The organism is Agarivorans aestuarii, from assembly GCF_019670125.1.
Lineage (GTDB): Bacteria > Pseudomonadota > Gammaproteobacteria > Enterobacterales > Celerinatantimonadaceae > Agarivorans > Agarivorans aestuarii.
In genome coordinates this window covers 533,704-559,208 of the sequence record NZ_AP023033.1, presented here as the reverse complement: position 1 = coordinate 559,208, position 25,505 = coordinate 533,704, and the positions used below count along the sequence as shown (strand labels likewise).

The window sequence follows — 25,505 nt, the reverse complement described above, 5'->3', positions numbered from 1 at the left end:
CTAGGCAAAAGCTTATTTAGCTGTACTGAGATTTAATGCTGATTGTTCTCTAGCGCTTTTTAGTAATAAGCTACCCACCGTAACAATCACCAAGCCACAGAACACAAAGGCCATACGTCCCCAGAATGGATTTGGTATCAGTACCATCGCACTCACAAGCGCACCAAATACCAAGATTAATTTGCCCAACATCTCACGCTGTTGGCGATCCATTTCGTCTTGACCTGCACCCTCAATCACTGGGGTATCTACATCATTCCAGAAAGCCGCTAGCTCTTTGCTACGCTCTGCTTTTGGCGCTTTGTAGAATTTAGTAGTAAGACAGAAGAACCCGCCTGTAATTACCAAGTGACCCACAATACCTAAGAGTACTTTTAAGTCTTTCGCTTCACGTCCAGTAAATGGCGATTCTAGATTTAACCAGTTATTTATCACTTCTGCCGTGAAGACAAAACTCACCAAGTAAGACACTATCATGCCCACAACCAAGGTGGCCCATGCCGCCCAATCTGGCGTTTTCTTGATAAACATACCAAAGAATAACGGCACCAAAATTGGCATTTGCAATAAGGTACTCACGTACATCATTGCATCAAATAGGCTTAAGCCTCGTAGGGAGTTGATGAACAGTGCCACCATAATAATCAGTACGCCAAATACCAGCGTCACTAGTTGGCTCACTCGCATTAACTTCTTATCATCTGCAGTTTTGTTGATGATAGGCGCATAGAAGTTACGTACAAATACGCCTGAGTTACGGTTTAAGCCTGAATCCATAGATGACATAGTGGCTGCAAAAACAGCAGACATTAGCAGCCCAACCATGCCTACTGGCATCGCTTTTCAACAAAACCAAGTACACCGCATCGGCCGCTTTTTACCTAACTCTGCGGCATGCGCTGTCGCTGCATCAGGATAAATAACTGCGGTTACCCAAGGAGGTAGGAACCAAATCGCTGGACCCACTAGCATTAACACAAAGGCTAGTAAAGCGGCTTTACGCGCATTCACAGAGTCTTTAGCAGTTAAGAATCGATATGAGTCTTGCATGTTATTGATGTTTTGCAATTGCTTAACGAACATGAAGATAAACCAAGAGATAAACAGTAATGGGTAGTTCATCCCTGGTATAATACTCTCTGCGGGGAATTGCTCAATTAAGTTCGATGGACCACCAATCTTCACTAATGCAGCCACCGCACACACAACCGTTACCGCCATGATAACGACCATTTGTACAAAATCTGAAGCTACTACACCCCATGCTCCACCAATCACCGAAATAAACAGAACAATTAAGCCTGTGGCAACAATGGTGGTTTCAATATCAATTTTAAATACTGCACTAACAAACAGCGCTAAACCATTTAACCAAATACCGGTGTAAACAATGCTTGTTGGCATGGTTGCCCAGGTAAAGACTTGTTCATTGGTTGTGCCAAAACGACGGCGTACCCCTTCGATAGGAGTCACCACCCGCATTTGGCGGAAGCGGTAAGAAAAGTACAACCAAGAAAGCAAAAAACCAAACGCATTGGCCATGAACACAACCATAATAGGGAAGCCATCCGTGAACGCTTTACCCGCTGCTCCTGTAAATGTCCAAGCACTAAACTGCGTCATAAATGCTGTGGAACCTACCATCCACCAAAGCATTTTGCCGCCCCCGCGGAAGTAGTCACTAGTAGAGCTACCAGCAAATCGTTTGAAGATGACCCCTATCGCTATCATGAAGATAAAATAGACGCCCACTACGAGCATATCGATATTCATTTGGAACTCCTTCTCACTCACAAATTATTTTTTGAAACGTTGTTTTATTATTGCATTAATAGCGGTTCAATAAAGTGTTCGTATAAGAATATGTGATCCATGCTGAATATATTACTAGGTGATGGAAGCGAGAAAGTGGCATAGGAACTATCGCGAACAAAAGCGAGGAGCAATAAAATCTCAACGTTTACTGGAATACACAAAATAAAAAAGCCAAGATTCTAGCTAAGAATCTTGGCTTAATATGTTTTTCTATATAGCTAATAAGCTCTAAATTTTAAATAATTACAACCATTTGAACTATTAAAGCTAAGTAGGCTTCCAATAAGAGATTTAGTACTAACATAATTAGAGCTCACAACCAGTTCGGAAGTATCATCGAGCGCTCTTACCATGCCGCGAAAATCACAGCTAGAGTTAGTGTCACTATCCCACACTTGCACTGTTTTATCGCCTAAGGGACGATCTATTTGCAAACACAGACCATCGTGAATAATCAGTTCTTGCTTGCTACCCCAAGCATAACTAAGTACTTCACTACAATCAGCGTTTACCGGAGGGTCAACCGGCTCTTCTGGCTCAGAAGGTTCGGTAACAGGTCGTTGCCAAGATCCCCCAGCGGTGTTGACACCAGAGTGAGGGATTTGAGCAAATACCCCTTCAGCAATTAGTTGGTTCCAAGTAGCAATAGGCGCGCCATCAACATTTAAATGTTCAAACTGACTACCATTCCATCCTAGAGCGTACTCAACGTTAGGAGTATCAAATAAGCCCCAAGTTTCTATCGGCTGACCAGCACTTTTTGCCTTTTTAAAAGTATTATTTAGCAACACGTTGTTAGGTCCAGTTGGCCCAGACCATTTACTAGCGTGATCACCTGATCCAACCCAAATAGGCTGCCATGTCGAGCCCGCTTCTGGAGCCCCATTTGACCAACTACGATGCTCAAAAGGTACTTCAACAGTATTATTACGGATCAGGTTATTGCGCTCCCAGCCACCATGTAAGTTCAAATCTTCATTTAGATAGTTATTCTCTACAATGTTACCCGTAGCCGACCACTGTAGCGCTAAATGTCGAATGTTTTTGATGGTATTGTCTTTGATCCAACTATCGTAAAGCTTTGAGCCTCTAAAATATCCATTCCCCCCGGCACCTTTATTCCAGGATCCATTAATATTGTTATCTGATATCGTTACATCTTTTGCAAACTCAGTCACAATTGGATGCGATCCAATCATTTCAATATTTAGGTTTTTCACCCAACCATTTTGTACCCACTTTAAAATGACCCCATGGATAGCATCTTGAGAACAAACATTCTCGTAACGATACAACACGCCATTCGGGTTTTGCGGTGAGTAAGCTGCAGTGTTATAGCCCTCACAGGCACTGCCACTGGTATCCATGGTTAAATAGAAATCTTGCAATCCAAAATTTTGGATGGCAGTAACGGGCATTGCTCTGCTGTTATAGCCAGACTCATTATTTAGCGGAAGGTTAAATTCAAGCGGACGATCAAGTGTCACTTCATCTGAGCTAATATCCACTTCCAGCACTTTAAATATCTGAGTACGCATATGACCGGTCATAATATGCGTAGCACTTCGTCGCGACGTGGGAACTTGCCCTTTATCGAGAAATGCTTTATCACTCGCTGCACCAATATAGATGAAATCACCAACAGAAAACTCTTTAGCCTTACCGGATTCAAGCACCACACTGGTATCGCCAATACTTGCGGTTTCGGCAAACTCAATAGAGTGCTTCCAATGAAAGTTTATACTTCCCTCATAGGCCTGTTCTTTGGCATGCATCTGGCGAGTTTCAACTCGAAACACAGCAAAACCAGGCCAATATTTTTTATCAAAATCTGGCGCATTATCACTTCCAACCCCATATGGCGACCAAGATTTAACAACGATTTTTGTGCCACTAACTGGGTCGCTACCAGCACCACGAATAACCAAGCCGGATTTATCAACATGAATTTCGTCGCTAAGGTTAATTTCCCCTGCGGGAAGCTGAATCAAGGTAAGAGCATCGGGGTTATTAGGTACCATATTATCGATAATGGCTTGCAGAGCATCGGAGTCGTCTACTCCATCGTTACTATTAACACCATGTTGGGTGGCATCAATCACTAAATCAAATTGACTAGGTAGAGGCCCTCCTCCATTGTAGCCAGGTGCCGCTGATACCCACGAAGCCCCCACTAAGTAACTAAGCACCACTGTACCTGCCACTTTTTTCAATTTCATTTGAATCTCCTTATAGAAAGAAAACAGAGTTAAAATGCCAAAAAAACCTTGGACTCTTACTACATACCACTTACCACTAGAATCGTTAGCCACTTTGACTAATAAGAGGCGCTATTTACTTATAGCGGCCCTCATGTATTGATATCGTTTATAAAGAAAGGATGAGCGCATCTTCAATGATGCGCGTTGAATCTAGACTACTGAGCTAGTTTGTAACTTTACTGTTGATCTAGCGCTTTTTAGTAATAAGCTACCCACCGTAACAATCACCAAGCCACAGAACACAAAGGCCATACGTCCCCAGAATGGATTTGGTATCAGTACCATCGCACTCACAAGCGCACCAAATACCAAGATTAATTTGCCCAACATCTCACGCTGTTGGCGATCCATTTCGTCTTGACCTGCACCCTCAATCACTGGGGTATCTACATCATTCCAGAAAGCCGCTAGCTCTTTGCTACGCTCTGCTTTTGGCGCTTTGTAGAATTTAGTAGTAAGACAGAAGAACCCGCCTGTAATTACCAAGTGACCCACAATACCTAAGAGTACTTTTAAGTCTTTCGCTTCACGTCCAGTAAATGGCGATTCTAGATTTAACCAGTTATTTATCACTTCTGCCGTGAAGACAAAACTCACCAAGTAAGACACTATCATGCCCACAACCAAGGTGGCCCATGCCGCCCAATCTGGCGTTTTCTTGATAAACATACCAAAGAATAACGGCACCAAAATTGGCATTTGCAATAAGGTACTCACGTACATCATTGCATCAAATAGGCTTAAGCCTCGTAGGGAGTTGATGAACAGTGCCACCATAATAATCAGTACGCCAAATACCAGCGTCACTAGTTGGCTCACTCGCATTAACTTCTTATCATCTGCAGTTTTGTTGATGATAGGCGCATAGAAGTTACGTACAAATACGCCTGAGTTACGGTTTAAGCCTGAATCCATAGATGACATAGTGGCTGCAAAAACAGCAGACATTAGCAGCCCAACCATGCCTACTGGCATCGCTTTTTCAACAAAAACCAAGTACACCGCATCGGCCGCTTTTTTACCTAACTCTGCGGCATGCGCTGTCGCTGCATCAGGATAAATAACTGCGGTTACCCAAGGAGGTAGGAACCAAATCGCTGGACCCACTAGCATTAACACAAAGGCTAGTAAAGCGGCTTTACGCGCATTCACAGAGTCTTTAGCAGTTAAGAATCGATATGAGTCTTGCATGTTATTGATGTTTTGCAATTGCTTAACGAACATGAAGATAAACCAAGAGATAAACAGTAATGGGTAGTTCATCCCTGAGCCCATAATACTCTCTGCGGGGAATTGCTCAATTAAGTTCGATGGACCACCAATCTTCACTAATGCAGCCACCGCACACACAACCGTTACCGCCATGATAACGACCATTTGTACAAAATCTGAAGCTACTACACCCCATGCTCCACCAATCACCGAAATAAACAGAACAATTAAGCCTGTGGCAACAATGGTGGTTTCAATATCAATTTTAAATACTGCACTAACAAACAGCGCTAAACCATTTAACCAAATACCGGTGTAAACAATGCTTGTTGGCATGGTTGCCCAGGTAAAGACTTGTTCATTGGTTGTGCCAAAACGACGGCGTACCCCTTCGATAGGAGTCACCACCCGCATTTGGCGGAAGCGGTAAGAAAAGTACAACCAAGAAAGCAAAAAACCAAACGCATTGGCCATGAACACAACCATAATAGGGAAGCCATCCGTGAACGCTTTACCCGCTGCTCCTGTAAATGTCCAAGCACTAAACTGCGTCATAAATGCTGTGGAACCTACCATCCACCAAAGCATTTTGCCGCCCCCGCGGAAGTAGTCACTAGTAGAGCTACCAGCAAATCGTTTGAAGATGACCCCTATCGCTATCATGAAGATAAAATAGACGCCCACTACGAGCATATCGATATTCATCTTGAATTCCTTTTCATTTTAACAAGCATTTGAATTAATTTTTTAAAACAATGTTTCAATAATAGACAGTAACTAGTCATATTAAAGGGAATTTAAGGGAATTTGTGATCTAGACGTTGCTAGTTTTTAGGAAAATAGATGTGTATCGCAGATAAAGTAGAAACACTAAATAGTCTTAAAGCATGCATTGGAATTCACAACATACTTAGTTAAAACAATAAGTTAAAACTATCTCCAAATATCATGTAAGCTAAGGAATTGCTTACTAAAAAACTATCAAGTTAATCAGTAAGCAAAGGAGGGAATTAAGGACAAAGCATTGCCTAAGCTATCACAGAGGCTACATTTCTAACTAAAGATGCGAGCTCATCCCAGCTTTGGTTATCAATGAGCTTGTTAGGAACCATCCATGTGCCACCACATGCTATTACACTAGATAAGGCCAAGTACTCTTTTACATTTTGTGGGTTTACCCCACCTGTTGGCATAAATTTAATCGGGTAAACGGCACTTAAAGCTTTTAGCATTCCAACTCCACCAGATGGTTCAGCAGGAAAAAACTTTAAGGTATCTAAGCCGAGTTCCATCGCTTGCTCTGCCAAGCTAGGGTTGTTAATGCCAGGAATAATGGGCATACCACGCTGTTGGCAATACCTTACCGTTGTAGGATTGAAACCAGGGCTAACCACAAAATCAACACCAGCATCAATTGCTTGATTAACCTGCTTAACATTTAATACGGTTCCAGCGCCTATCAGCATCTCGGGGTAAGCCTCACGCATCGCCATTATAGCGGCAACAGCCTGTTCCGTTCTAAAGGTCACCTCTGCACACGGGAGGCCATTTTCAATGAGTACCTCTGCAAGTTTTACTGCCTTTGATGCATCGTTGATAGCAATAACAGGTACCACCTTGATCTCACTCAAGCGTTGACTAATCGTTGCCATAAAAATCTTCCTTAAATTGTAGGCATAGCGTCGCGAGGTATTATCGCTCCGCGAAATTGTATAACGCTGCCAGCGAGAGCATGACCCGCTTTAGCAGCCTGAATAGGATCACCACCGCTAAGTCGTTTAGCCAAATAACCAGCACTAAATGAATCACCAGCCGCGGTAGTGTCGACAACATTTTCTACTAAGTTGGCTGCAACAGCTTGCAGCCCTTTATCAGTTACAACTAAACAAGCCTCTGGGCCACGTTTGACGACAATCTCTGTAACCCCAAATTGTTGGCTTCTAGCAATAGTTTGCTTTTCTGTTTCATCACCCCAGAGCATCACCTCGTCGTCGTAGGTCAACAATGCGACATCGGTAATAGTGAGAATGCGGCTATAACACTGTTGTGCTTCAGCACGATCACCCCACAATGTCGGGCGATAATTATTATCAAACACCACTTTACTGCCATTTTTTCTACAAATAGTTAGCGCATCAATTAGCTTTTGACGATATTCCTTAGGCAAAATGGCTAAGCTAATACCGCTCAAGTACAAGGTTTGATGTTTAGAAAGCTCGCTCGCTAACTGGCTGGGTTCTAGCCCATGCATCCAGTACTTTGCGGCAGAGTCATTACGCCAATAGAAAAAACTACGCTCGCCATCATCACTGGTTTCAATGGCATAGATCCCCGGCAATTTATCCTCGGAGAGATACACCATATCAGTATTCAAGGCTTCGCCTTTCCAAGCATTAAGCATGGCTAAGCTAAACGGGTCACGCCCCAAGCCAGTTACATAAGAAGTGACAACACCGTTAGCTTTAGTTAATCGAGATAAATATACAGCCGTATTTAAAGTGTCACCGCCAAACCCTTGCTCTAAGTTACCCGACACTTTTTTAAGCTCTACCATACACTCGCCGATCACGGCTACACGACAACTTGGGGGCATTACAATTTCCTACTACCATTTAGAGAGTTAACCCAACACTCGCTTGATTACTGTGAGTTGCAGTTAATCGCTCGCCATCTATTTACAGCGAAACACAATCGAAGTCATCAAGCGAATAACACAGCCAGCCATAATATTGGCATTAATCTAAAATCGATCTGATATAGCTTTCTATTTCTGGTACCTGACAATGTTCAAAGAAGCATTGTTGAAAGCGCTCACCAGACACAGCTGTTTTAACTAAATCACGATCGATAGCTTGCAGTGCCTCTAAGTAATCATCCTTTATCACGGCAGCCTTAACCTGGTTAAGAATACCAGCATTGCGTTGCTGAGGTTCGGCGCGCTCAAGCGGGTAACCCATGCCACGCTCGCCAGTGGTGAATGCTTTCTCAAAAATATAACGAACATTGAGTTCAGCTCCCCACCCAAAACCTTTAGCAAAGGCCAACGCTAAAGCATTCCCATTATTAATCTGGTTAAATAGAAAAGCATCTGACGGATCCAAGCAGTAACCACAAACCACTCCAGGATGAATATTCAGGGACATCATGGCACCTTGACCTGTACCACAACCGGTAACAATGAAATCAACAGCTTTTGAGTTAACTAAAATGCTCGCCATAATTCCAAGGTGAATATAGGTAAGATGGTGGTCGTTTTCATCGCTCATGCCTACATTAAATACCGCATACTCTAAAGGCTTTACCACGGTATTAAGCTGCTCAAATACTGTTGCATTTTTAGCGGCTTGACTATTTTCCATCATCAACGCAATTTTCATATAGTTCTCCTGCACCAAACGATGCTCAAAAAGTTAAAATAATTAAACGAAATCTTTACGCATAGGGGTGAAGTTATCGATAAGAATACCCGCCTCTAGACAAACACAACCGTGTTCAACATTTGGCTCTTTGTACATAGTGTCACCCGCCTTCACCACCTTAGTTTCACCGCCAATTGTGAATTCAAACTCACCAGATAGTACGTAGGTTAACTGTTCATGAGGATGACTATGCATAGCCCCAATAGCACCTTTCTCAAAATGCACCTCTACGGCCATCATATTGTCGCTATGTGCCAAAATCTTACGTGAAACACCTTCGCCTAAGTCTTCTAATTCAATTTGATTATTGTAAACAAACATATTTATACCTATTAATTCGCTACGATCTTGGTGTGCTGTTCTCTGTATAAGCGGCAAATTGTCACGGTATTCATCATGATCACCGACATTTCCAACAATGTACCGCCGATTGAACCAACAAGGATGTTGTTGATTAACCAGCAACAGGCTCCCAGTAAAAAACCTATTCGTAACTTGATTCCTTTGAGTACAAACACCGAGTAAGTGCCAATAACCGTGCCAACTATTGGCCATAGCTGCCAAACATTATCAGCCAAGGCCAGCCCACTAACGACACTGATGGCAATGAATATAAAGGCGAACTTTTTCGATGAAAAATGTATAGCTGTTGCAGTTCTAACGGCCGAGAGCAATGCCCCTAAAGCCGAAACAATTGACCCCAACAACAAGTAATGCACAACATGATTGAGATTAAAGATGAGCATTACTACCTTCAGTTTCTTATCGTCTTTTTGATAAAAAGTAGAAAGACCTAGCACAAAACTAAGCAGGCCAAATGCTTGCGCAGTTATCTCTAAACTCATCATATGCACTCTACCTCTATGACTAGCGGGCTAACCAGCCGCCATCAACAGCGATGGTATAGCCATTAATATAATCAGCAGCTGCTGAAGCAAGAAAGACACATGGACCAGCAACATCTTGAGGAGTGCCCCAACGGTCGGCTGGAATGCGGTCAAGAATCGCATTGCTCCGCTCAGCGTCTTCACGTAAGGCCTGAGTATTATTGGTGGCCATGTAACCAGGAGCAATGGCATTAACATTAATGTCATACTGAGCCCACTCATTAGCCATCGCCCTAGTAATTCCCATCACTGCACTTTTAGATGCAGTATAAGAAGGTACGCGGACACCACCTTGGTAAGACAGCATAGATGCAACATTAATTATTTTTCCACCAGTACCCTGAGAAATAAACTGCTTAGCAACGGCTTGAGACATAAAGAAAACAGTTTTTGAATTAATATTCATCACGTCGTCCCAGTCTTGCTCTGAGAACTCAATCGCATCATTACGGCGAATAATACCGGCGTTGTTAACTAAAATATCTATTTTGCCAAATTCAGTAATTGCCTTATCAATCACTAATGGAATATCTGTTTGTTGTAGCAGGTTTGCTCGCAGATCAAAAAATGTATGACCTGCTGCACGCATCATTTCAATAGTTTCTGTAGGCTCAACATAATTAACGCCAACAACTTTACAACCCGCTTCAGCTAAACCAAGAGCCATACCTTGACCCAAGCCCGTATCACAACCGGTTACTATTGCTACTTTTCCTTGCAGATTAAATGACTCTAACACCATGTTTTTATCCTCACTGTGTTTTTAAAGCGGCGAATTTTAGTTTCGCTCACTGAATATAGTCATACAATAAAAGAAATTCGGCATAGTTACAAATATTTTTGAAACATCATTTCAAAAATATTTGTAACTGTTGTTGTATTTGTGATTAGCCTCTTGCTGTGATTCTATTTTTTTGAAAGGTCTTTTCAAAATTTTTGAACTTTGCTATTCTTCTTTGATAGATAAAATTTGAAGGGAGAACGACTTGGACAAATCCACTCAACCTGAGGCTGTATCATCAGTTCTTAAGGTGTTTAATATCCTTGAGATGTTAGGTGAACAAAAGGAAATAGGTGTATCAGAATTATCACACCGCTTGATGATGTCCAAAGCTACCACTTACCGTTTTCTTCAAACGATGAAGATGCTTGGGTATGTCTCACAACAGGGCGAAGCAGATAAGTATTCATTAACACTGAAGTTATTTGAGCTAGGATCAAAATCTCTCGAGTGGGTTGACTTAGTAAGCATCGCTGAAAAAGAAATGCGTATTATATCCGACGAAACAAATGAAACGATTCACCTAGGAGCTCTTGACCAAGGCACTATCATATATGTTCACAAAATCGACTCTAGTTACGCACTAAGAATGCACTCTCGCGTTGGTCGCAGAAACCCACTCCACACCACAGCAATCGGTAAAGTTTTATTATCGAATCGCGAAGAAGACTTTATTCGTCATACATTTTCAGATGTGGAGTTTGTAAAAAGTACCCCTAACACCCTAGAAAATGTTGAGCAACTAATCGAAGAGTTGGCCAAGGTAAAACAACAACACTTTGGGGAAGATAACGAAGAACAAGAACCTGGCCTGCGCTGTATCGCGGCACCAGTATATGACCGCTTTGGCAATATTATCGCAGGCGTATCAATTTCTTTCCCCACTATTCGCTTTGATGAAAATAAAAAATCTCACTACATTAAGCTGTTGCACTCAGCCGGAAGGAAAATCTCGGAGCAACTAGGGTTTAAGGACTATCCCATTCAATAATCTTAAAAGCAGCTTTAGAGCTGCTTTTTTTTGTGCTATAAGTTTAATGAAACAGCGTTTCATTAAATAGAGATACCAAATGATTAACACACTCTCACCTAATATAAGCGCATTCATCAGCCATATTGACCCTTTCGACAAATTGCCCAAACATGCTGTTGACAGTTTAGCCAAGGAGGTGCAGGTAAGGTACTTAGTAAAGAATGAAAGCATTGCATTTAGTGCTTTGTGCAAACAGCGCTTTCTTTACATAATACGTACTGGGGCAATTGAGCAACGCGCTCCCTCTGGCATATTAAAAGCTAAATTAGGTGAGGAAGACCAATTTGGCTTTACATTCTTAGACCCAATGACTAAAGCGGAAGATGGTTATCAAGCTAATGCCATTGAGGACTCGCTGCTGTACTTAATTCCCCATGAGCAGCTAAAGCGAGTGTGTGAAGAGTATCCTGAATGCAAAGACTATTTTGCCGTACAAAGTAGAAATCGACTACATAGTGCGATTAATTCCACGGTAAAAAAAGAAGATACCGCACTGTTTTATCGCAATGTTAGTGAAGTCGCCAGCGAAAATATCACTATTGTCAGCGCTGACACCCCCATAAAAGACGTAGCGCGTCATATGTGTGGTAAACAAGCAAGTTCATGCGCAGTAATTATGCGGGAACATGAAATTGTTGGCATGGTCACAGACCGTGACATGACCAAAAATGTCATCGCGGCAGATATAGATACGAATGAAGCGATTTCTTTAGTCATGAATAAACACCCCACCTTGATTCAAAGTGATGAAAAAATCATTCATGCTATTTCCCTAATGCTGCAATACAATATTCGCTGCTTACCGGTGCTTACCGGTAAACAAGTCACAGGCTTACTGACTACCTCACACCTTGTTCATAACCATAAAACTCAATCACTTTTCCTGATCGAAAAAATTAAATATACAAGGTCTATAGAAGGGCTTGCTAGCTTGAAAGGGGAAAAACAATCCATCTTTCAAGCATTGGTTGAAAGCGGGGTGAGTGCTGAAGTTCAAGGGCATGTTATGTCTATGATTATGGATGCCTTTACTCGCCGAATAATTCAACTAACTGAAGATGTACTGGGAGCAGCCCCTTGCCCTTATGCCTGGTTGGTAGCCGGATCGCATGCCCGTAATGAAGTTCACTTATTATCCGATCAAGACAGTGCCATTGTTATTGCTGATGAAGCAAGCGAAGAAGACCGCATTTACTTCCTGCACCTCGCAATGAAAGTGTGTAACGGCCTACATGCCTGTGGTTATCCACTGTGTAGCGGAAAGTTTATGGCGGCGACACCTAGTTGGTGCCAAAAAATCTCATGCTGGAAAGACTACTACCGAAAGTGGGTGAAAAGCCCAGAATACAACCAACTATTGAATATCAGTGTATTTCTCGAAATTCGCTCAATTTATGGCGATCCAACACTTGTAGAGTCAATACACCAAGCTATGCACCAACACATACAAAACCACCCAGGTTTTCTAGTCGCGTTAGTCAAGGACGCGATTACCATTAATCCTCCATTAGGCATCTTTAATAGTTTGGTATTAGAAAGAGGCGGTGAACATTCAAACACCCTTAACATAAAAAAATATGCGTTAAACCTGATTATTGATTTAGCCAGAATCTTCAGTTTAAAAGTGCAAGGTTCACTAACTGGAACCGAAGAACGCTTTCGTTATGCCGCCGAAAAAGGAAGCTTATCGCAGGATAGTTGCGATAACATCATTCAAGCCTACCGCTTTATTTCACAAGTAAGATTTCGCCACCAGCTGAATGCACTAAAAAATGGAGGACTGCCTGACAATCACATATCTCCGTCTGAGTTTTCTAGCTTCGAACGTAAACACCTTAAAGAAGCTTTCAAAATTATCAGTCAATTGCAAGATGTCGCCAAACTAAAATTTCTAGCTGGTATCTAAGAGACAATGAAGTGGTTTAAGCATTCATCTCAACCGCCAATGGAGCAACTAAGACGATCACTCACCCCCTCCGCGGTTTGGAGTAAGAGTGTTCAACAATATATGGCAACGCCTTTGGCTGATTTATCAGTGCCAATATCTCAGTTAGAGTTTGTGGCACTGGACATCGAGACTACCGGTTTAGATTTTAGTAAGGACAAAATGCTGTCGATCGGAACAGTTAACTTCAACACAGAGTCGATTAACCTAGCAACGGCCAGTGAAACTTTCATTTGTAATCAACAGGTCGTGCAAGCCAAAACAGCAGAAGTAAACGGAATAACCTCCAATCAACTCGACAAAGGACAACCGCTAGACTTGGCAATAGACAAGCTACTTAATACCATTCGCGGTAAAGTCGTTCTTGCCCACAACGCTGTTATTGAAAAAGGCTTTCTAAAAAAATACTTTTTGGAACGCTATCAGCTATCTGAGCTTCCTTGTCATTATTTCGACACTTTAGAAATAGAGAAAAAATATAGTTTTGCGGGGCGCACTAGGCTTCACTCTAGTTATTACCTCGGCGACTTGAGGAATCATTATAAGCTACCAGAATACTCAGCTCACTCGGCGGCAATCGATGCCCTATCATGTGCTGAGCTATTTATAGTTCAAATAAAAAAATTAAAATTAGAACAATACGGCGCTTCTATTAAACTACTCAAAAGCTAACAATCAATACCTCAGCGTTCTTATCAACCCCCTGAATTACACATTATCCTAAATCTAGATGTGTGAATACATTAAAAAACAGTCAAAAAACCGCTAAAAATAATACTCTGTCTATACTGCACCACTTTGTCACCCTCTATTTAAACCCTTTTTCATCATATAAATTTTCTATATCGTTTACTAGATCACTTTTTTGAAACACCTTTTCATTATAATCAGTACAACAGTTCATAAGGAGAAAGGCATGAAAAAAACATTAATGTTAATCACTATGCTTAGTGCACTAAATGTTTCTCAAGGATTTGCAGAGAACACGAAATTCATCACTTACGACAGCGCAGCTCTCGAGTACAACAAAGACAACCTCAACAATAAAGCTGAGGCTTTGTCCACATTAATAGCTAAAGCAGAAAAAGCGCTTAAAGCCGACATAGACCCTGTTACCAACAAAACTCTTCTTCCCGCTAGTGGAGACCCACACGATTATTTTAGCTTTGGACCATACTGGTGGCCGAATCCGGATACAAAAGATGGGCTGCCCTACATTCGCCGTGATGGCGAATACAACATGGCTACAAAAACAGCGGCCACCGACAAACAGCGATTTATTCGCTTCACAAAAGATGTAACTAACCTTGGTTTGGCATATTACTTCACTGGCAAAAACGACTATGCCAGCAAAGCGATTGATCAGCTAAACGCATGGTTTATTGATCAAGAAACTCGCATGAATCCAAACTTGAATCATGCTCAGGCGATTCCTGGAATTGTAGACGGGCGCGGCATTGGGATCATTGATAGCCGACTGCTAATTGGCGTGGTAGATAGTGTAGAGATACTAAAAGCACAGTTAACAAGCGAACAATACACTGCAATTAATAACTGGTTTAAAGAGTTCAACACTTGGTTAATCACCAGCAATAACGGCTTTGAAGAAGATAACTGGCATAACAATCACGGTACTTGGTACGACGCTCAAGTTGTCGCTTTTGCGATATTTACCGGTGACTTAGATACTGCTAAGAAGCGACTTAGAGTCACACAAATGCGAAGAATTGGAACTCAATTCAACATGCACGGCCAACAACACGCAGAATTAGAGCGCACCAAGCCTTGGCACTATTCAAACTTCAATTTGCAAGCCTATAGCTTGTTGGGCCATTACGGCGATGTAGTTGGTGTAGATGTTTGGAATTATGAAGTAGACAAACACTCACTTAAAAAAGGTTATCAGTACGTAGCTAAATACGCCATGGCCTCTGAGGAGTGGGACTATAAAGAGCTAAAAGGATTTCAAGCCTCCAAAGCCTACACCAATATGCTTTTTGCAAATAAAGCCTATAACGACCCTATTTTTTCAGACGCTATTAGCGAACTGAAAAAAGACAAAGCCAATCAGAAAAACATCCAAAATTTATTATTTAAATAACCAATAAATATAAATCGTACAAGGAAAGCACAGTATGAAAATCAAAAAAATAGCACTAATCACTACCCTATTATTATCGGCAGGTTCCGTGTCTGCAGCTTCATTAGACTTTCGTCAGGAATATAAACACGATACTGAAAAATACGCTAGTCGTATTAAGTTAGGTGCTGGTGTAGGTAATTATTATTTTGGGGTAGAGGCCATGCAACATGGCCATATTTTTTCTGACTGGGAGTCAAAGGGGAATGAATTTGACTTTGGCTATAAATACAAAATAGATGAGAAATGGATGCTAATCCCAGGCATGCCAATTACCTTTTTCCCAGGTCACGTAACGTTTAAACCTCAGCTTCGTGTTCAATACAAATTTGATTCTGGTTTAAGAGCAAGGTTACGTTATCGCCATGAGTTTCGCCGCTTTACGGATGAGAAGGACAAAAGCGGAGAACAAAAAAGTAAAATTACCGCAAACCTAAACTATAACTACAACTACTTCCAATTTGGCTTGGAAGGTAACTATGAAAAAGGCCTAGATGACCAAGTGCTGTTTGACAACGATGATACGAATTGGGATCTACTTTTCCAAATTGGCTATAAAGGCAAAGATTGGAATCTTCGCCCATACGCAGAATTTGGTAATGTTTCAGTATCATCAAAAAGCAGCGACCGTCAATTAAGAAGCCGTGTAGGCATCACCTACAGCTTCTAAGCAACAACTCCCCTCGTTACTAACCAGTACGATTGTACTGGTTAGTTCCCAAACATCGATTTATTTGAGTGAATCTAAGTAATCCGCCCATTTCTGCATCATTTTTTTTCGCTTCTTCAAATACAATGCACGGTTATAAGCTCTGGAAGTAGCCGAGCCGATTAGATGAGCAAGTTGCACTTCAACAACGTCATGTTTCCACCCCTGCTCGTGCAGTAATGTTGATGCTGTACTTCTAAAACCATGCGCAGAGATAACATCGGCTGAGTAACCTAAAGACCGAAGCCTATTTGTCATTACGTTTTTACTCATTGGCTTGTTGCCATCCCTCTCACTAGGAAACACAAATTCAGAGTATCCAGTGACAAGCCTTATACTCTTAAGTTGCTCAACCACTTGCGTGGCTAATGGCACCAAATGCTCTCTCCCTCGCTTCATATTTTCAGCCGGGATCCGGATAATTTTGTTTTCAAAATCTATATACGACCACTTTAAATGTCGAATTTCCTTTGGCCTTAAAAATAACCTTGGAATCAGACGTAATGCTTCTATCGTGCAATAACCGCTAGAACGATCGCTGTCGATATCCCTGATGAGAGCACCTAGTTCATTCTCGTTTGTTATAGCGGCTTGATGTTTGACTTTGGGTAAAGGTGCGATGATATCTCTTAGTGATAACCCCTGAGCAGGATTACTTCGAATCAAACGATGAGCTAAAGCGTGAGCGAATACTCGATTAACTACAGATAAAATGGTCGGAGCTTTCTTTGGAGCTCCTGAGGCTTCAATCGAAAGCATCAATTCGGTGATGTGCCCAGCATCAACTTCTTCTATGGCTAATTGGCATATCTCTTTTGCATCTCGGGTTAGCCAACGCTTTATTCTATTAGCATGCTCTTCGGACCATGCTTCTCTTTGTTTTTCCCACCATTGTAAAGCAACCCACTCAAACGTTTTTTCGGGTGAGCTATGCTTCTTTTTCGCTTTACGCCTTTCGTCCATGGGGTTAATACCCTGAGCGAGCATTAGGTGAGCATCTTTAGCTAAGCCCCTTGCTTCAACTAAACTGACATTGGGGTACTTTCCCAAAGCCATTTCTTGGTGTTTGTTAGCGAATTTGTAACGCAAGCGCCAAAGCTTAGACCCACTAGATTTAACCAACAAAAACAATCCATTAGCATCATATTTTTTAGAGCTAGACTTACCTTCTGGGCAAGATATTGACTTGATTTCTAAAGCAGTTAAGGCCATAAGGTGGGGTACTTTTGGGGTATAAAGTGGGGTATTTACAAAAATATAGCAAATAAATTGAAGTCCTACTATAGACGATACCCCACTTTGTACCCCACTTTGTACCCCACCAATTTTGACGCTTTATGAAATAGCATGATACTAACTGAATAACTAAAGGAATAAAAAAGCCCGTAAAGCAATGCTTTACGGGCTTTAAGAAACTTCATGAGTTTCTATGAATAGCTGGAGCGATGATTACATCATGCCGCCCATGCCACCCATACCACCCATGCCACCCATGCCGCCCATATCTGGAGCGCCACCAGCAGCTTTGTCTTCTGGCTTGTCAGTGATCATACATTCGGTAGTGATCATCAAACCAGCAACAGAACCAGCAAACTGCAGAGCAGAACGGGTTACTTTAGTTGGGTCAAGAATACCCATCTCTAGCATGTCACCGTATACGCTAGTACCAGCGTTGTAACCAAAGCTCGCTTCACCTTCTTTCACTTTATTCGCTACTACAGAGGCTTCGTCACCTGCGTTAGTTACGATTTGGCGAAGTGGAGATTCCATAGCGCGAAGTGCTAAGCGAATACCTACGTTTTGGTCTTCATTGTCACCTTCTAGGCCAGCTACTAGTGCCGCGGCGCGTACTAGTGCAACACCACCGCCCGCTACAACACCTTCTTCTACCGCTGCGCGAGTAGCGTGAAGTGCGTCTTCTACGCGGTCTTTCTTCTCTTTCATTTCTACTTCAGTGGCAGCGCCAACTTTAATTACTGCAACACCGCCAGCTAGTTTAGCTACACGCTCTTGAAGTTTTTCTTTGTCGTAGTCTGAAGAGGTTTCTTCGATTTGTTGACGAATTTGAGAAACGCGGCCTTGAATAGCAGCTTCTTCACCAACACCATCAATGATAGTTGTGTTGTCTTTAGAGATAACTACACGCTTAGCGCTACCTAAATCTTCTAAAGTAGCTTTTTCTAGCTCTAGGCCAACTTCTTCAGAGATAACAGTACCGTTGGTTAGAATAGCGATGTCTTGTAGCATAGCTTTACGACGGTCACCAAAGCCAGGCGCTTTAACAGCAGATACTTTAACAATACCGCGCATGTTGTTTACAACTAAAGTCGCTAGCGCTTCGCCTTCTAGATCTTCAGCAATGATAAGCAATGGCTTACCCGCTTTAGCTAGTGCTTCTAATAAAGGAAGCAATTCGCGAATGTTAGAGATTTTTTTATCAGCCAATAGAATGAACGGGTTGTCTAGTTCAACAGTGCCGTTTTCTTGGTTGGTGATGAAGTAAGGAGATAGGTAACCGCGGTCAAACTGCATACCTTCAACCACGTCTAACTCATCAGTTAGCGCTTGGCCTTCTTCAACAGTAATTACGCCTTCTTTACCCACTTTTTCCATTGCTTCAGCAATGATGTTACCAACAGTGGTATCAGAGTTAGCAGAGATAGTACCTACTTGGGCAATCGCTTTAGTATCTGCACAAGGAGCAGACAAACCTTTAAGTTCTTCTACTGCTGCAATAACTGCTTTGTCGATACCGCGCTTAAGATCCATTGGGTTCATGCCAGCTGCAACGGCTTTTAGGCCTTCGTTTACAATGGCTTGAGCCAATACTGTAGCGGTAGTAGTACCATCACCGGCGGCATCGTTGGCTTGAGAAGCAACTTCTTTCACCATTTGTGCGCCCATGTTCTCGAACTTGTCTTCTAGCTCGATCTCTTTAGCTACCGAAACACCATCTTTAGTGATGGTTGGTGCGCCAAAAGATTTGTCTAGCACTACGTTACGGCCTTTAGGACCTAATGTAACTTTAACTGCGTCTGCTAGTACGTTTACACCCGCTAGCATTTTGCTGCGAGAATCATTTCCAAAAATTACGTCTTTAGCTGCCATGATACCTTTCCTAATATTCGTTCAGCTTTTTCTTAACCAGAAAAAAGGGAGATTATTCTACAATTGCTAGAATGTCTGACTCAGACATGATCAGCACTTCTTCGCCGTCAACTTTTTCAGTTTTAACGCCGTAGCCTTCGTTGAATACAACAGTGTCACCAACTTTTACGTCTAAGGCTTGGATTTCACCATTGTCAAGCATGCGACCTTTGCCTACAGCAAGTACTTCGCCACGAGTCGACTTTTCTGCCGCAGAACCAGTAAGCACGATGCCACCAGCTGATTTATTCTCTTGGTCTTTACGTTTGATGATAACGCGGTCATGCAACGGACGGATGTTCATTGCTATCTCTCCTTAAATAAAACAATCGTGTTTTGTCTATGAAAATGCAGCCAAGGGCTACAAAGCTTTAATGTTGAATTTAAGATGGGGGCGTAAACGCTGCATACAAGGGTTGCTAGCAATTTTTTTTTGGTTTTTTGTCTTAAAAACTTGGCCAATATCAAAATGAAAACATTTTCAGTTACAAATTTTACAAAAAACACTTGAACCCAGACAAAAATTTGAGCAGGATCACAGCGACTGGTCGTACTAGACAGTTATACCAACAATTAGATAACAAACTAATAACAAATGTTGGTTTTATTTGGCGTAACAGCGGGAGCACTTGATTATGCAGCAAATCTATATTGCATTTGAGCGTTTAAGTGGTTTTCTAAGCAAAGAGAAAACTGTTTACTTACCTTTTCAAGGTAGCGTTAAAGAAGCCGAAGAGCATCTACGTTCCGACGAGTTTGATTCGTTTTTGTCTACCAGCAAAGGCTTGAATCCTCGTGTGGTAACACAAAGGCACTAATTGCCTGAGCAACAATTATCGATAAAAAAAAGAAGGGCTATTGCCCTTCTTTTTTTTATCCAAATTTTGCTATTAATCGTCTTTTCTTTCGAACTCACCCTCAATGGTGCTGCCTGGCTTATTATCAACCTTGCCGCTAGGTGGGTTGGCATCTTTCACATTGCCCTCTCCAGGTGTTTGAAAACGCATAGACTGCATTTTTAAGGCCTGAGACTTTAACACTCGAGCAGCCAATAGCGCTCGTAGTGGCGGTAGTAAAATAAGCAAACCGAAGAAGTCGGTAATAAAGCCAGGCATCACTAACATTGCACCTGCAATGATTAGCATTAGGCCTTCAATCATTTGTTGAGCAGGGGTTTCTCCTCGCTCCATTGCCGAACGCGCCTGAAAAGCGGTTTGTAATCCTTGGCTACGAACTAGAGATGCACCAACCAATGCAGTAAGAATGGTTAAGGCAATAGCGCTTAACGCGCCCATCTGGCTGCCCACCTGAATTAACACATAAATTTCTGCGTAAGACAGGCCAGCAAACAATAAAAATACATATAAAAACAAGGCGTAGTTCCTCAAAGTCATGGAGAAGCTGAAAATCTGCTTCACCTTAAGGGTAAAATATGAGGGCAGTTGGAGCAAATTTAAAGGCTTATGCTCAATAAACCAGCAAACAACAAGACATTTCGCTTATTTAATGGCGCTTCAATAGCTACTTTCTACACTCAAAGTGACATCTGCTTACCAGAGGCTCAATATGGAAACCGCTTGCTATTTAGTTCTCACCACTTTTGATAATGTAGATGCTGCTCAGCACTTTGCGCAGCAGCTTGTAGAAAAAAAATTGGCGGCTTGTGTTAATATTTTGCCGCAAGTCAGGTCTATTTATCGCTGGCAAGACAATATTGAATCCAGTAGTGAGGTACAGCTGCAAATTAAAACCAATTTACGCTGCTTACATTCCTTACAGTGTTATTTTAAACAGCATCATCCCTATGATTGCCCAGAATTTATTGCGCTACCCATTGAACAAGGAGCGAGTGACTACCTGAAATGGCTAAACGATTCTTTACAATAGTATTTTTGCTCTGTTTGAGCTTACCGAGTATTGCCGACAACCTACTCGACCAACTGCCCGGCCTAAAGGCCTCTCCTAGTTCTAATGCGAATGAATTCTTACCTGTAGATAGCGCTTTTGCCTTCAACTTTATTGAGCAAGACGGTGCCCTGCACCTTAGTTGGCAAGTTGCCGAGCAATACTATCTTTACCAAGCTCAGTTTAAAGTTGTGGCTGACGGCCAATCGATTGATTTAAGCAAGCTACTGCCACAAGGCAAGCTATATAACGATGCTTACTTTGGTGAAGTGTTTATTTACCCGCAAGATGTCTCTTTCTCTGTACCGCTTAACCAGCTAAATCAAGCCAATAATATTCAGGTCACTTATCAAGGCTGTGCCGAAGCCGGCTTATGTTACCCGCCAGAAACCAAGCAAGCTTTTCTTTCACAATCTTCAGCTGCTAATGCTGCAACACAAGCGCCCAGCACAACACCAGCTGCACCAATTGCAAACAACGAAGGCTCGGTACCCATTAGCCAACAATGGGTGCTGGCCGATCGCCTCACCAACAACAATATTTGGCTAAATGTATTGCTGTTTTTTGTATTAGGCATTGGCCTCGCTTTTACGCCTTGTGTATTTCCCATGTATCCCATTCTTACCGGCATTATTGCCGGTGCAGGTAAACAGCTAAGCACTAAGCGCGCTTTTAGTTTATCGATGGCCTACGTGCAAGGTATGGCGGCTACCTTCACCGCCCTAGGCTTAGTGGTGGCCAGCGCGGGTCTACAGTTTCAAGCGGCACTGCAACACCCGGTTATATTAGGCGGCTTAGCTGTGTTATTTGTGGTGCTAGCGCTATCGATGTTTGGCTTATTTAATCTGCAACTGCCCAACAGCTTGCAGCAAAAGTTGAATGACTTAAGTAACCAACAGCAAGCAGGTTCTTTATCTGGTGCTGCCATTATGGGCATGATATCTGGCCTAGTCGCCTCGCCTTGCACCGCCGCCCCACTCTCTGGAGTACTTATTTACGTAGCGCAAAGTGGCGACCTCGCCTTAGGCGCTATTACCCTATACAGCTTGAGCTTAGGAATGGGCTTACCACTATTGCTACTAGGCGCGAGCAGTGGGCGTTTACTGCCAAAAGCTGGCGCGTGGATGAATCACGTAAAAACTTTCTTTGGGGTAATGCTGCTTGCGGTTGCGATTTTAATGCTAGAACGCTTTTTATCTAGTGAAGCTATACGCATCCTGTGGGCTGCCTTAGTGATTGGCGCGAGTGGCTATTACTACCACCAAAACCGTTTAGCCTTATTAAGTGGCTGGCAAACCTTTAGGCAACTACTGCTGCTGGCAATAATGGCAATCAGCTTATTGTGGGCCGCTCAACCTTGGTTTGCTCCCGCGCCAGCCCAGCAGCAGGGAGAGTTTATTCAAGTGAGCAACTTAGAAGAAATGCAGCAGCAACTGCAGCTAGCAGCCGAACAGGGCAAACCCGCTTTAGTGGATTTTTATGCTGACTGGTGCACCGCCTGTAAGGATTTTGAGAATAAGACTTTTCACGCTCCGCAAGTTGCTGCCAAGCTAGATAAAATGGTGTTAATCCAAGCGGATGTTACTCAAACAAACGCCACCGCGGTTAAGCTGCTCAATCATTATGAAGTGTTAGGTTTGCCAACAATATTGCTGTTTGATCAAAGCGGTGAAGAGTTAAAACAAGCCCGAGTCACCGGCTTTATGAACGCCGAAGCCTTTAGTGCACATTTAATTCTTAACGGTTTATAAGCCATAAAAAAGCCACCTTCGGGTGGCTTTCTGTTAGGGTCTGTTGATCTTTGGTGTTGAAATTTTGTTCGAGATAAGCGGACTTTAATCGCGGCGAGCACTTAGAAGCATAGTGGACTAAGCAAGAAGTGCTTAACAAAGAGTAAAGTTCGCTTATCCGAACCCTTCGGGCAGCATTTCTTAGCCATTTATTCAGCGTTAGCGAGTGATTATTAAGCCCACTTAACTGCACACTCACTGCCTTGCCTAAATGGCTAATTAATTGCTGCAAAAACCATCAGCAAAGATCAACAGACCCTAGTCATTATTGCGAGGAAGCTTAGGCAAATTTAAAACCTTGCACTAAATCTACCTGCTCTTTAGCAACCGATTCCAAATCATCACTCAAGCGGTTTAGCTCTGTTACAACTGTAAGGTTTTGTTGAGCTGCACTCGATATGGTTTCCATACTGCAAGACACATCCACACTGGTGGTTTGCTGTTGGTTAGTTGCCACACTAATCTCTTCGTTAAGCAGCGATAAATGCTCAATGTGGCTAGCAATATCACCAATTTTTTGGTTAATCGCATTCACGTTGCTGGCATTGAGCTCCATGCTCTTATTACACTGCTCAATTTCCTTCACGGCTAGCTCGGTATCTTGCTGCAAACCACCAATCATAGTTTGAATCTCTGTGGTAGAAGAGGCGGTACGCTGTGCTAACTGGCGAACTTCATCGGCCACTACCGCAAAGCCTCGGCCTTGCTCACCGGCACGGGCTGCCTCAATGGCGGCGTTAAGTGCTAATAAGTTGGTTTGCTGAGTAATACCTTCAATCACTTCTAGAATGCCAAAAATAGCGTTACTGCTTTCACTCACATGCTTAACTCTGTCGGTAGAGCTGGCAATGTTAGCCGCTAGTGCTTGGTTGTTTTCTAAAGCTTCTTCGGTGAGGCGAACGCCGTCTTGAGTGCTATCACTAATTTCACGCATACCTTGCGCTGCTGAGTCTGCCCGGCGCGCTACATCTTGAATCGCCTGCTCCATTTCGGTCATAGCGGCCGACACGGTAATACATTGGCTACGTTGCTCGTCTAGCTGCTTCATGATGTCGCTACCGTGCTGACGGTTTACGGTAGAAGCTTGCCCTAGTGCTTCACTCTTTTCACGCAAGCCCGTTACGGTGTCTCGCTGCTGTTCAATAACCTGGTTTAGCTGGTTGCTCAACATGCCAAACTCGTTGCCACTTTGATACTGACAGCGCTGGCTCAAATCACCCTCTGCTAAGTGCTTAAGGGTATTAACCAATTGCTTAAGCGGCGTTCTAATCAACTGCTGAATGATTAAACCCATGGCGATGCAGAACAAAATAGTAAGAGGAATAACCACCGCACCACTGTTTATCAAGGTAGAAATGCTGCCAGAAGCTTCTTCGATTTGTTGCTCGGTGGAACTTTGGCTCTCTGCAGTAAGCGCACTTAAATTACTATTTACATCTTGTAGCTGATCAGTAATGGAAGCTTTAAGCTTCATCAGTTTGTTTTGCTTAATTAGGTATTGTTGGTATTGGCCTAACAGGCCACCAAACGCGGTCACTTCGTTAAGCAACCAAGGAATTTGCGTTACTAGTTCATGCTCGCCCTGAACGCCTTTCAGCTCTTTCTCAACGATCAAGTCACCAAAGTCTTCTTCTACGTAGCTTTTAGTTTCATTATTGCTAGTAATCACCTTACCAACTTCACGAGGATCGGTTGAGTTGAGCACATTAATGGTTGCTAGTTGCATTGCCGAGAGATCGGCACTTACAGCGTCTAGCAATACTTTAAGCATATTAGGATCTGCTTCATCAAACAGTTGGCCTAACAACAAGTTAATACGTAAGGAAATGCCTTGGAAAGTTGCGGTACGCTCAGACAGGGATGTGCCACTAGAGATAACATCTTGATGCAACTCAATAAGGTATTCTGCATCTTCGAATAACAATTCATTTTGCTGTTGAACAAGGCTAAAGTTTTCACTTTCTACGCCATTTTCCGACAACCAATTTACCAATACTTGCTCTGCCGCTTGGTAATCGGCCACGCGTTGATGGTATTGCTCAATAAGTTGATTAACTTTTTGTTCATCGCGTTCTTGAATGGTGTTATTCAGCACGCGTTCTACAGCGGTTAAACTACGATCAAGCTGGTTCGTATGTCCCATTAAAGGGAAAGCTTGAGTGATCACTTCACCCATTGTGTTTTCTGCCTGTTGCATTTGTTTCCATGCAACTAAACCGAGCACCAGCAATACGATACATAGCATTGAAAATGTCGCCAGAATCAACTGGGTAATGGACAATTTTTTATGTACTAGCATCTTTAATCTCACTTCTTTAATTAGTTCACTTCCGTATGTAAGCGCTTACATAATAACCGTGCAACTAGCTGCTAAAGATTATGTTTTCATAATATAAATTTATGAAAACACGTTTTCGAGAGCTGCTCGATCTTTATGCTGAGGTTAATAATATGTTACTGA

At 42.5% G+C, this 25,505-nt stretch carries 21 protein-coding genes and 1 pseudogene; 8 read left to right on the top strand and 14 right to left on the bottom strand.

What is annotated here, in order from left to right:
• Nucleotides 1-12: 12 nt before the first annotated feature.
• From K5609_RS02705 to kduD, 9 genes and pseudogenes are all read right to left on the bottom strand, one after another.
• A pseudogene (locus K5609_RS02705) lies at nucleotides 13-1,731 on the bottom strand (sodium:solute symporter family transporter).
• Nucleotides 1,732-2,033: 302 nt separating this feature from the next.
• Nucleotides 2,034-4,034, bottom strand: coding sequence for a right-handed parallel beta-helix repeat-containing protein (locus K5609_RS02700; protein WP_221075845.1), 2,001 nt, complete (start codon nucleotides 4,032-4,034; stop codon nucleotides 2,034-2,036).
• 192 nt (nucleotides 4,035-4,226) lie between these two features.
• On the bottom strand, nucleotides 4,227-5,993 hold the full coding sequence (locus tag K5609_RS02695; RefSeq protein ID WP_221075844.1) for a sodium:solute symporter family protein: 1,767 nt from the start codon (nucleotides 5,991-5,993) through the stop codon (nucleotides 4,227-4,229).
• Nucleotides 5,994-6,316: 323 nt separating this feature from the next.
• Nucleotides 6,317-6,940, bottom strand: coding sequence for a bifunctional 4-hydroxy-2-oxoglutarate aldolase/2-dehydro-3-deoxy-phosphogluconate aldolase (locus tag K5609_RS02690; protein WP_220719138.1), 624 nt, complete (start codon nucleotides 6,938-6,940; stop codon nucleotides 6,317-6,319).
• 11 nt (nucleotides 6,941-6,951) lie between these two features.
• Nucleotides 6,952-7,881: a 2-dehydro-3-deoxygluconokinase gene (gene kdgK / locus K5609_RS02685; RefSeq protein WP_221075843.1), complete on the bottom strand. Its 930-nt coding sequence runs from the start codon at nucleotides 7,879-7,881 to the stop codon at nucleotides 6,952-6,954.
• A 142-nt stretch (nucleotides 7,882-8,023) separates the two neighbouring features.
• On the bottom strand, nucleotides 8,024-8,665 hold the full coding sequence (locus tag K5609_RS02680) for an RpiB/LacA/LacB family sugar-phosphate isomerase (RefSeq protein WP_221075842.1): 642 nt from the start codon (nucleotides 8,663-8,665) through the stop codon (nucleotides 8,024-8,026).
• Between the two features lie 42 nt (nucleotides 8,666-8,707).
• A complete protein-coding gene (locus K5609_RS02675) occupies nucleotides 8,708-9,028 on the bottom strand; it encodes a cupin domain-containing protein (RefSeq protein ID WP_220719141.1) in 321 nt (106 codons plus the stop codon).
• A gap of 11 nt (nucleotides 9,029-9,039) precedes the next feature.
• The gene (locus K5609_RS02670; RefSeq protein WP_246611936.1) at nucleotides 9,040-9,555 is read right to left on the bottom strand and encodes a YgjV family protein; all 516 of its coding nucleotides are present in this window, start codon (nucleotides 9,553-9,555) and stop codon (nucleotides 9,040-9,042) included.
• Between the two features lie 19 nt (nucleotides 9,556-9,574).
• Nucleotides 9,575-10,336 (bottom strand): 2-dehydro-3-deoxy-D-gluconate 5-dehydrogenase KduD, encoded by a 762-nt coding sequence (kduD, locus tag K5609_RS02665; RefSeq protein WP_221075841.1) that lies wholly within the window; start codon nucleotides 10,334-10,336, stop codon nucleotides 9,575-9,577.
• A 244-nt stretch (nucleotides 10,337-10,580) separates the two neighbouring features.
• Between kduD and kdgR the strand changes: the two genes are divergently transcribed.
• The 5 genes from kdgR to K5609_RS02640 all read left to right on the top strand — a co-directional run bounded on the left by kdgR (nucleotide 10,581) and on the right by K5609_RS02640 (nucleotide 16,163).
• Complete coding sequence (gene kdgR, locus K5609_RS02660; protein ID WP_221075840.1) at nucleotides 10,581-11,366, top strand: DNA-binding transcriptional regulator KdgR; 786 nt, start codon at nucleotides 10,581-10,583, stop codon at nucleotides 11,364-11,366.
• 79 nt (nucleotides 11,367-11,445) lie between these two features.
• Nucleotides 11,446-13,314: a DUF294 nucleotidyltransferase-like domain-containing protein gene (locus K5609_RS02655; RefSeq protein WP_221075839.1), complete on the top strand. Its 1,869-nt coding sequence runs from the start codon at nucleotides 11,446-11,448 to the stop codon at nucleotides 13,312-13,314.
• Between the two features lie 6 nt (nucleotides 13,315-13,320).
• Nucleotides 13,321-14,025 carry an exonuclease domain-containing protein gene (locus K5609_RS02650; RefSeq protein WP_220719145.1) on the top strand — a complete coding sequence of 235 codons (705 nt, stop codon included), beginning with the start codon at nucleotides 13,321-13,323 and terminating at the stop codon, nucleotides 14,023-14,025.
• A 244-nt stretch (nucleotides 14,026-14,269) separates the two neighbouring features.
• Nucleotides 14,270-15,454, top strand: coding sequence for an alginate lyase family protein (locus tag K5609_RS02645; RefSeq protein WP_221075838.1), 1,185 nt, complete (start codon nucleotides 14,270-14,272; stop codon nucleotides 15,452-15,454).
• Nucleotides 15,455-15,488: 34 nt separating this feature from the next.
• Nucleotides 15,489-16,163 (top strand): oligogalacturonate-specific porin KdgM family protein, encoded by a 675-nt coding sequence (locus K5609_RS02640; protein WP_221075837.1) that lies wholly within the window; start codon nucleotides 15,489-15,491, stop codon nucleotides 16,161-16,163.
• Nucleotides 16,164-16,223: 60 nt separating this feature from the next.
• Here K5609_RS02640 and K5609_RS02635 read toward each other — a convergent pair whose 3' ends face one another.
• The 3 genes from K5609_RS02635 to K5609_RS02625 form a co-directional block, all read right to left on the bottom strand.
• Nucleotides 16,224-17,414, bottom strand: coding sequence for a tyrosine-type recombinase/integrase (locus tag K5609_RS02635; RefSeq protein ID WP_221075836.1), 1,191 nt, complete (start codon nucleotides 17,412-17,414; stop codon nucleotides 16,224-16,226).
• Between the two features lie 237 nt (nucleotides 17,415-17,651).
• On the bottom strand, nucleotides 17,652-19,310 hold the full coding sequence (groL, locus tag K5609_RS02630; RefSeq protein WP_221075835.1) for a chaperonin GroEL: 1,659 nt from the start codon (nucleotides 19,308-19,310) through the stop codon (nucleotides 17,652-17,654).
• Nucleotides 19,311-19,362: 52 nt separating this feature from the next.
• Complete coding sequence (locus tag K5609_RS02625) at nucleotides 19,363-19,653, bottom strand: co-chaperone GroES (RefSeq protein WP_221075834.1); 291 nt, start codon at nucleotides 19,651-19,653, stop codon at nucleotides 19,363-19,365.
• A gap of 331 nt (nucleotides 19,654-19,984) precedes the next feature.
• Between K5609_RS02625 and K5609_RS02620 the strand changes: the two genes are divergently transcribed.
• A complete protein-coding gene (locus K5609_RS02620; protein ID WP_016402036.1) occupies nucleotides 19,985-20,167 on the top strand; it encodes a hypothetical protein in 183 nt (60 codons plus the stop codon).
• A 72-nt stretch (nucleotides 20,168-20,239) separates the two neighbouring features.
• Here the strand turns inward: K5609_RS02620 and K5609_RS02615 are convergent, their stop codons facing one another.
• Nucleotides 20,240-20,722: an FxsA family protein gene (locus tag K5609_RS02615; protein WP_016402037.1), complete on the bottom strand. Its 483-nt coding sequence runs from the start codon at nucleotides 20,720-20,722 to the stop codon at nucleotides 20,240-20,242.
• Nucleotides 20,723-20,915: 193 nt separating this feature from the next.
• On the opposite strand from K5609_RS02615, the gene cutA reads away from it, so the two are divergent.
• Together cutA and K5609_RS02605 are read left to right on the top strand one after the other, a co-directional pair.
• Nucleotides 20,916-21,236 (top strand): divalent-cation tolerance protein CutA, encoded by a 321-nt coding sequence (gene cutA, locus K5609_RS02610; RefSeq protein WP_220719151.1) that lies wholly within the window; start codon nucleotides 20,916-20,918, stop codon nucleotides 21,234-21,236.
• Nucleotides 21,212-23,005, top strand: coding sequence for a protein-disulfide reductase DsbD (locus tag K5609_RS02605; protein WP_221075833.1), 1,794 nt, complete (start codon nucleotides 21,212-21,214; stop codon nucleotides 23,003-23,005). Before cutA ends, K5609_RS02605 begins: the two co-directional genes overlap by 25 nt.
• 319 nt (nucleotides 23,006-23,324) lie before the next feature.
• Here K5609_RS02605 and K5609_RS02600 read toward each other — a convergent pair whose 3' ends face one another.
• Nucleotides 23,325-25,343, bottom strand: a complete 2,019-nt coding sequence (locus K5609_RS02600) for a methyl-accepting chemotaxis protein (protein ID WP_221075832.1) — start codon at nucleotides 25,341-25,343, stop codon at nucleotides 23,325-23,327.
• Nucleotides 25,344-25,505 lie beyond the last annotated feature (162 nt).

Excerpts from the sequence above, each read along its gene's own strand:
- cutA (WP_220719151.1), top strand. The coding sequence starts at position 20,916 with ATGGAAACCGCTTGCTATTTAGTTCTCACCACTTTTGATAATGTAGAT.
- K5609_RS02655 (WP_221075839.1), top strand. The coding sequence starts at position 11,446 with ATGATTAACACACTCTCACCTAATATAAGCGCATTCATCAGCCATATT.
- kduD (WP_221075841.1), bottom strand. The coding sequence starts at position 10,336 with ATGGTGTTAGAGTCATTTAATCTGCAAGGAAAAGTAGCAATAGTAACC.
- K5609_RS02645 (WP_221075838.1), top strand. The coding sequence starts at position 14,270 with ATGAAAAAAACATTAATGTTAATCACTATGCTTAGTGCACTAAATGTT.
- K5609_RS02700 (WP_221075845.1), bottom strand. The coding sequence starts at position 4,034 with ATGAAATTGAAAAAAGTGGCAGGTACAGTGGTGCTTAGTTACTTAGTG.
- K5609_RS02625 (WP_221075834.1), bottom strand. The coding sequence starts at position 19,653 with ATGAACATCCGTCCGTTGCATGACCGCGTTATCATCAAACGTAAAGAC.
- K5609_RS02670 (WP_246611936.1), bottom strand. The coding sequence starts at position 9,555 with ATGATGAGTTTAGAGATAACTGCGCAAGCATTTGGCCTGCTTAGTTTT.
- K5609_RS02600 (WP_221075832.1), bottom strand. The coding sequence starts at position 25,343 with ATGCTAGTACATAAAAAATTGTCCATTACCCAGTTGATTCTGGCGACA.
- K5609_RS02635 (WP_221075836.1), bottom strand. The coding sequence starts at position 17,414 with ATGGCCTTAACTGCTTTAGAAATCAAGTCAATATCTTGCCCAGAAGGT.
- K5609_RS02680 (WP_221075842.1), bottom strand. The coding sequence starts at position 8,665 with ATGAAAATTGCGTTGATGATGGAAAATAGTCAAGCCGCTAAAAATGCA.
- K5609_RS02605 (WP_221075833.1), top strand. The coding sequence starts at position 21,212 with ATGGCTAAACGATTCTTTACAATAGTATTTTTGCTCTGTTTGAGCTTA.
- K5609_RS02620 (WP_016402036.1), top strand. The coding sequence starts at position 19,985 with ATGCAGCAAATCTATATTGCATTTGAGCGTTTAAGTGGTTTTCTAAGC.
- K5609_RS02640 (WP_221075837.1), top strand. The coding sequence starts at position 15,489 with ATGAAAATCAAAAAAATAGCACTAATCACTACCCTATTATTATCGGCA.
- kdgK (WP_221075843.1), bottom strand. The coding sequence starts at position 7,881 with ATGCCCCCAAGTTGTCGTGTAGCCGTGATCGGCGAGTGTATGGTAGAG.
- groL (WP_221075835.1), bottom strand. The coding sequence starts at position 19,310 with ATGGCAGCTAAAGACGTAATTTTTGGAAATGATTCTCGCAGCAAAATG.
- K5609_RS02695 (WP_221075844.1), bottom strand. The coding sequence starts at position 5,993 with ATGAATATCGATATGCTCGTAGTGGGCGTCTATTTTATCTTCATGATA.
- K5609_RS02675 (WP_220719141.1), bottom strand. The coding sequence starts at position 9,028 with ATGTTTGTTTACAATAATCAAATTGAATTAGAAGACTTAGGCGAAGGT.
- K5609_RS02650 (WP_220719145.1), top strand. The coding sequence starts at position 13,321 with ATGAAGTGGTTTAAGCATTCATCTCAACCGCCAATGGAGCAACTAAGA.
- K5609_RS02690 (WP_220719138.1), bottom strand. The coding sequence starts at position 6,940 with ATGGCAACGATTAGTCAACGCTTGAGTGAGATCAAGGTGGTACCTGTT.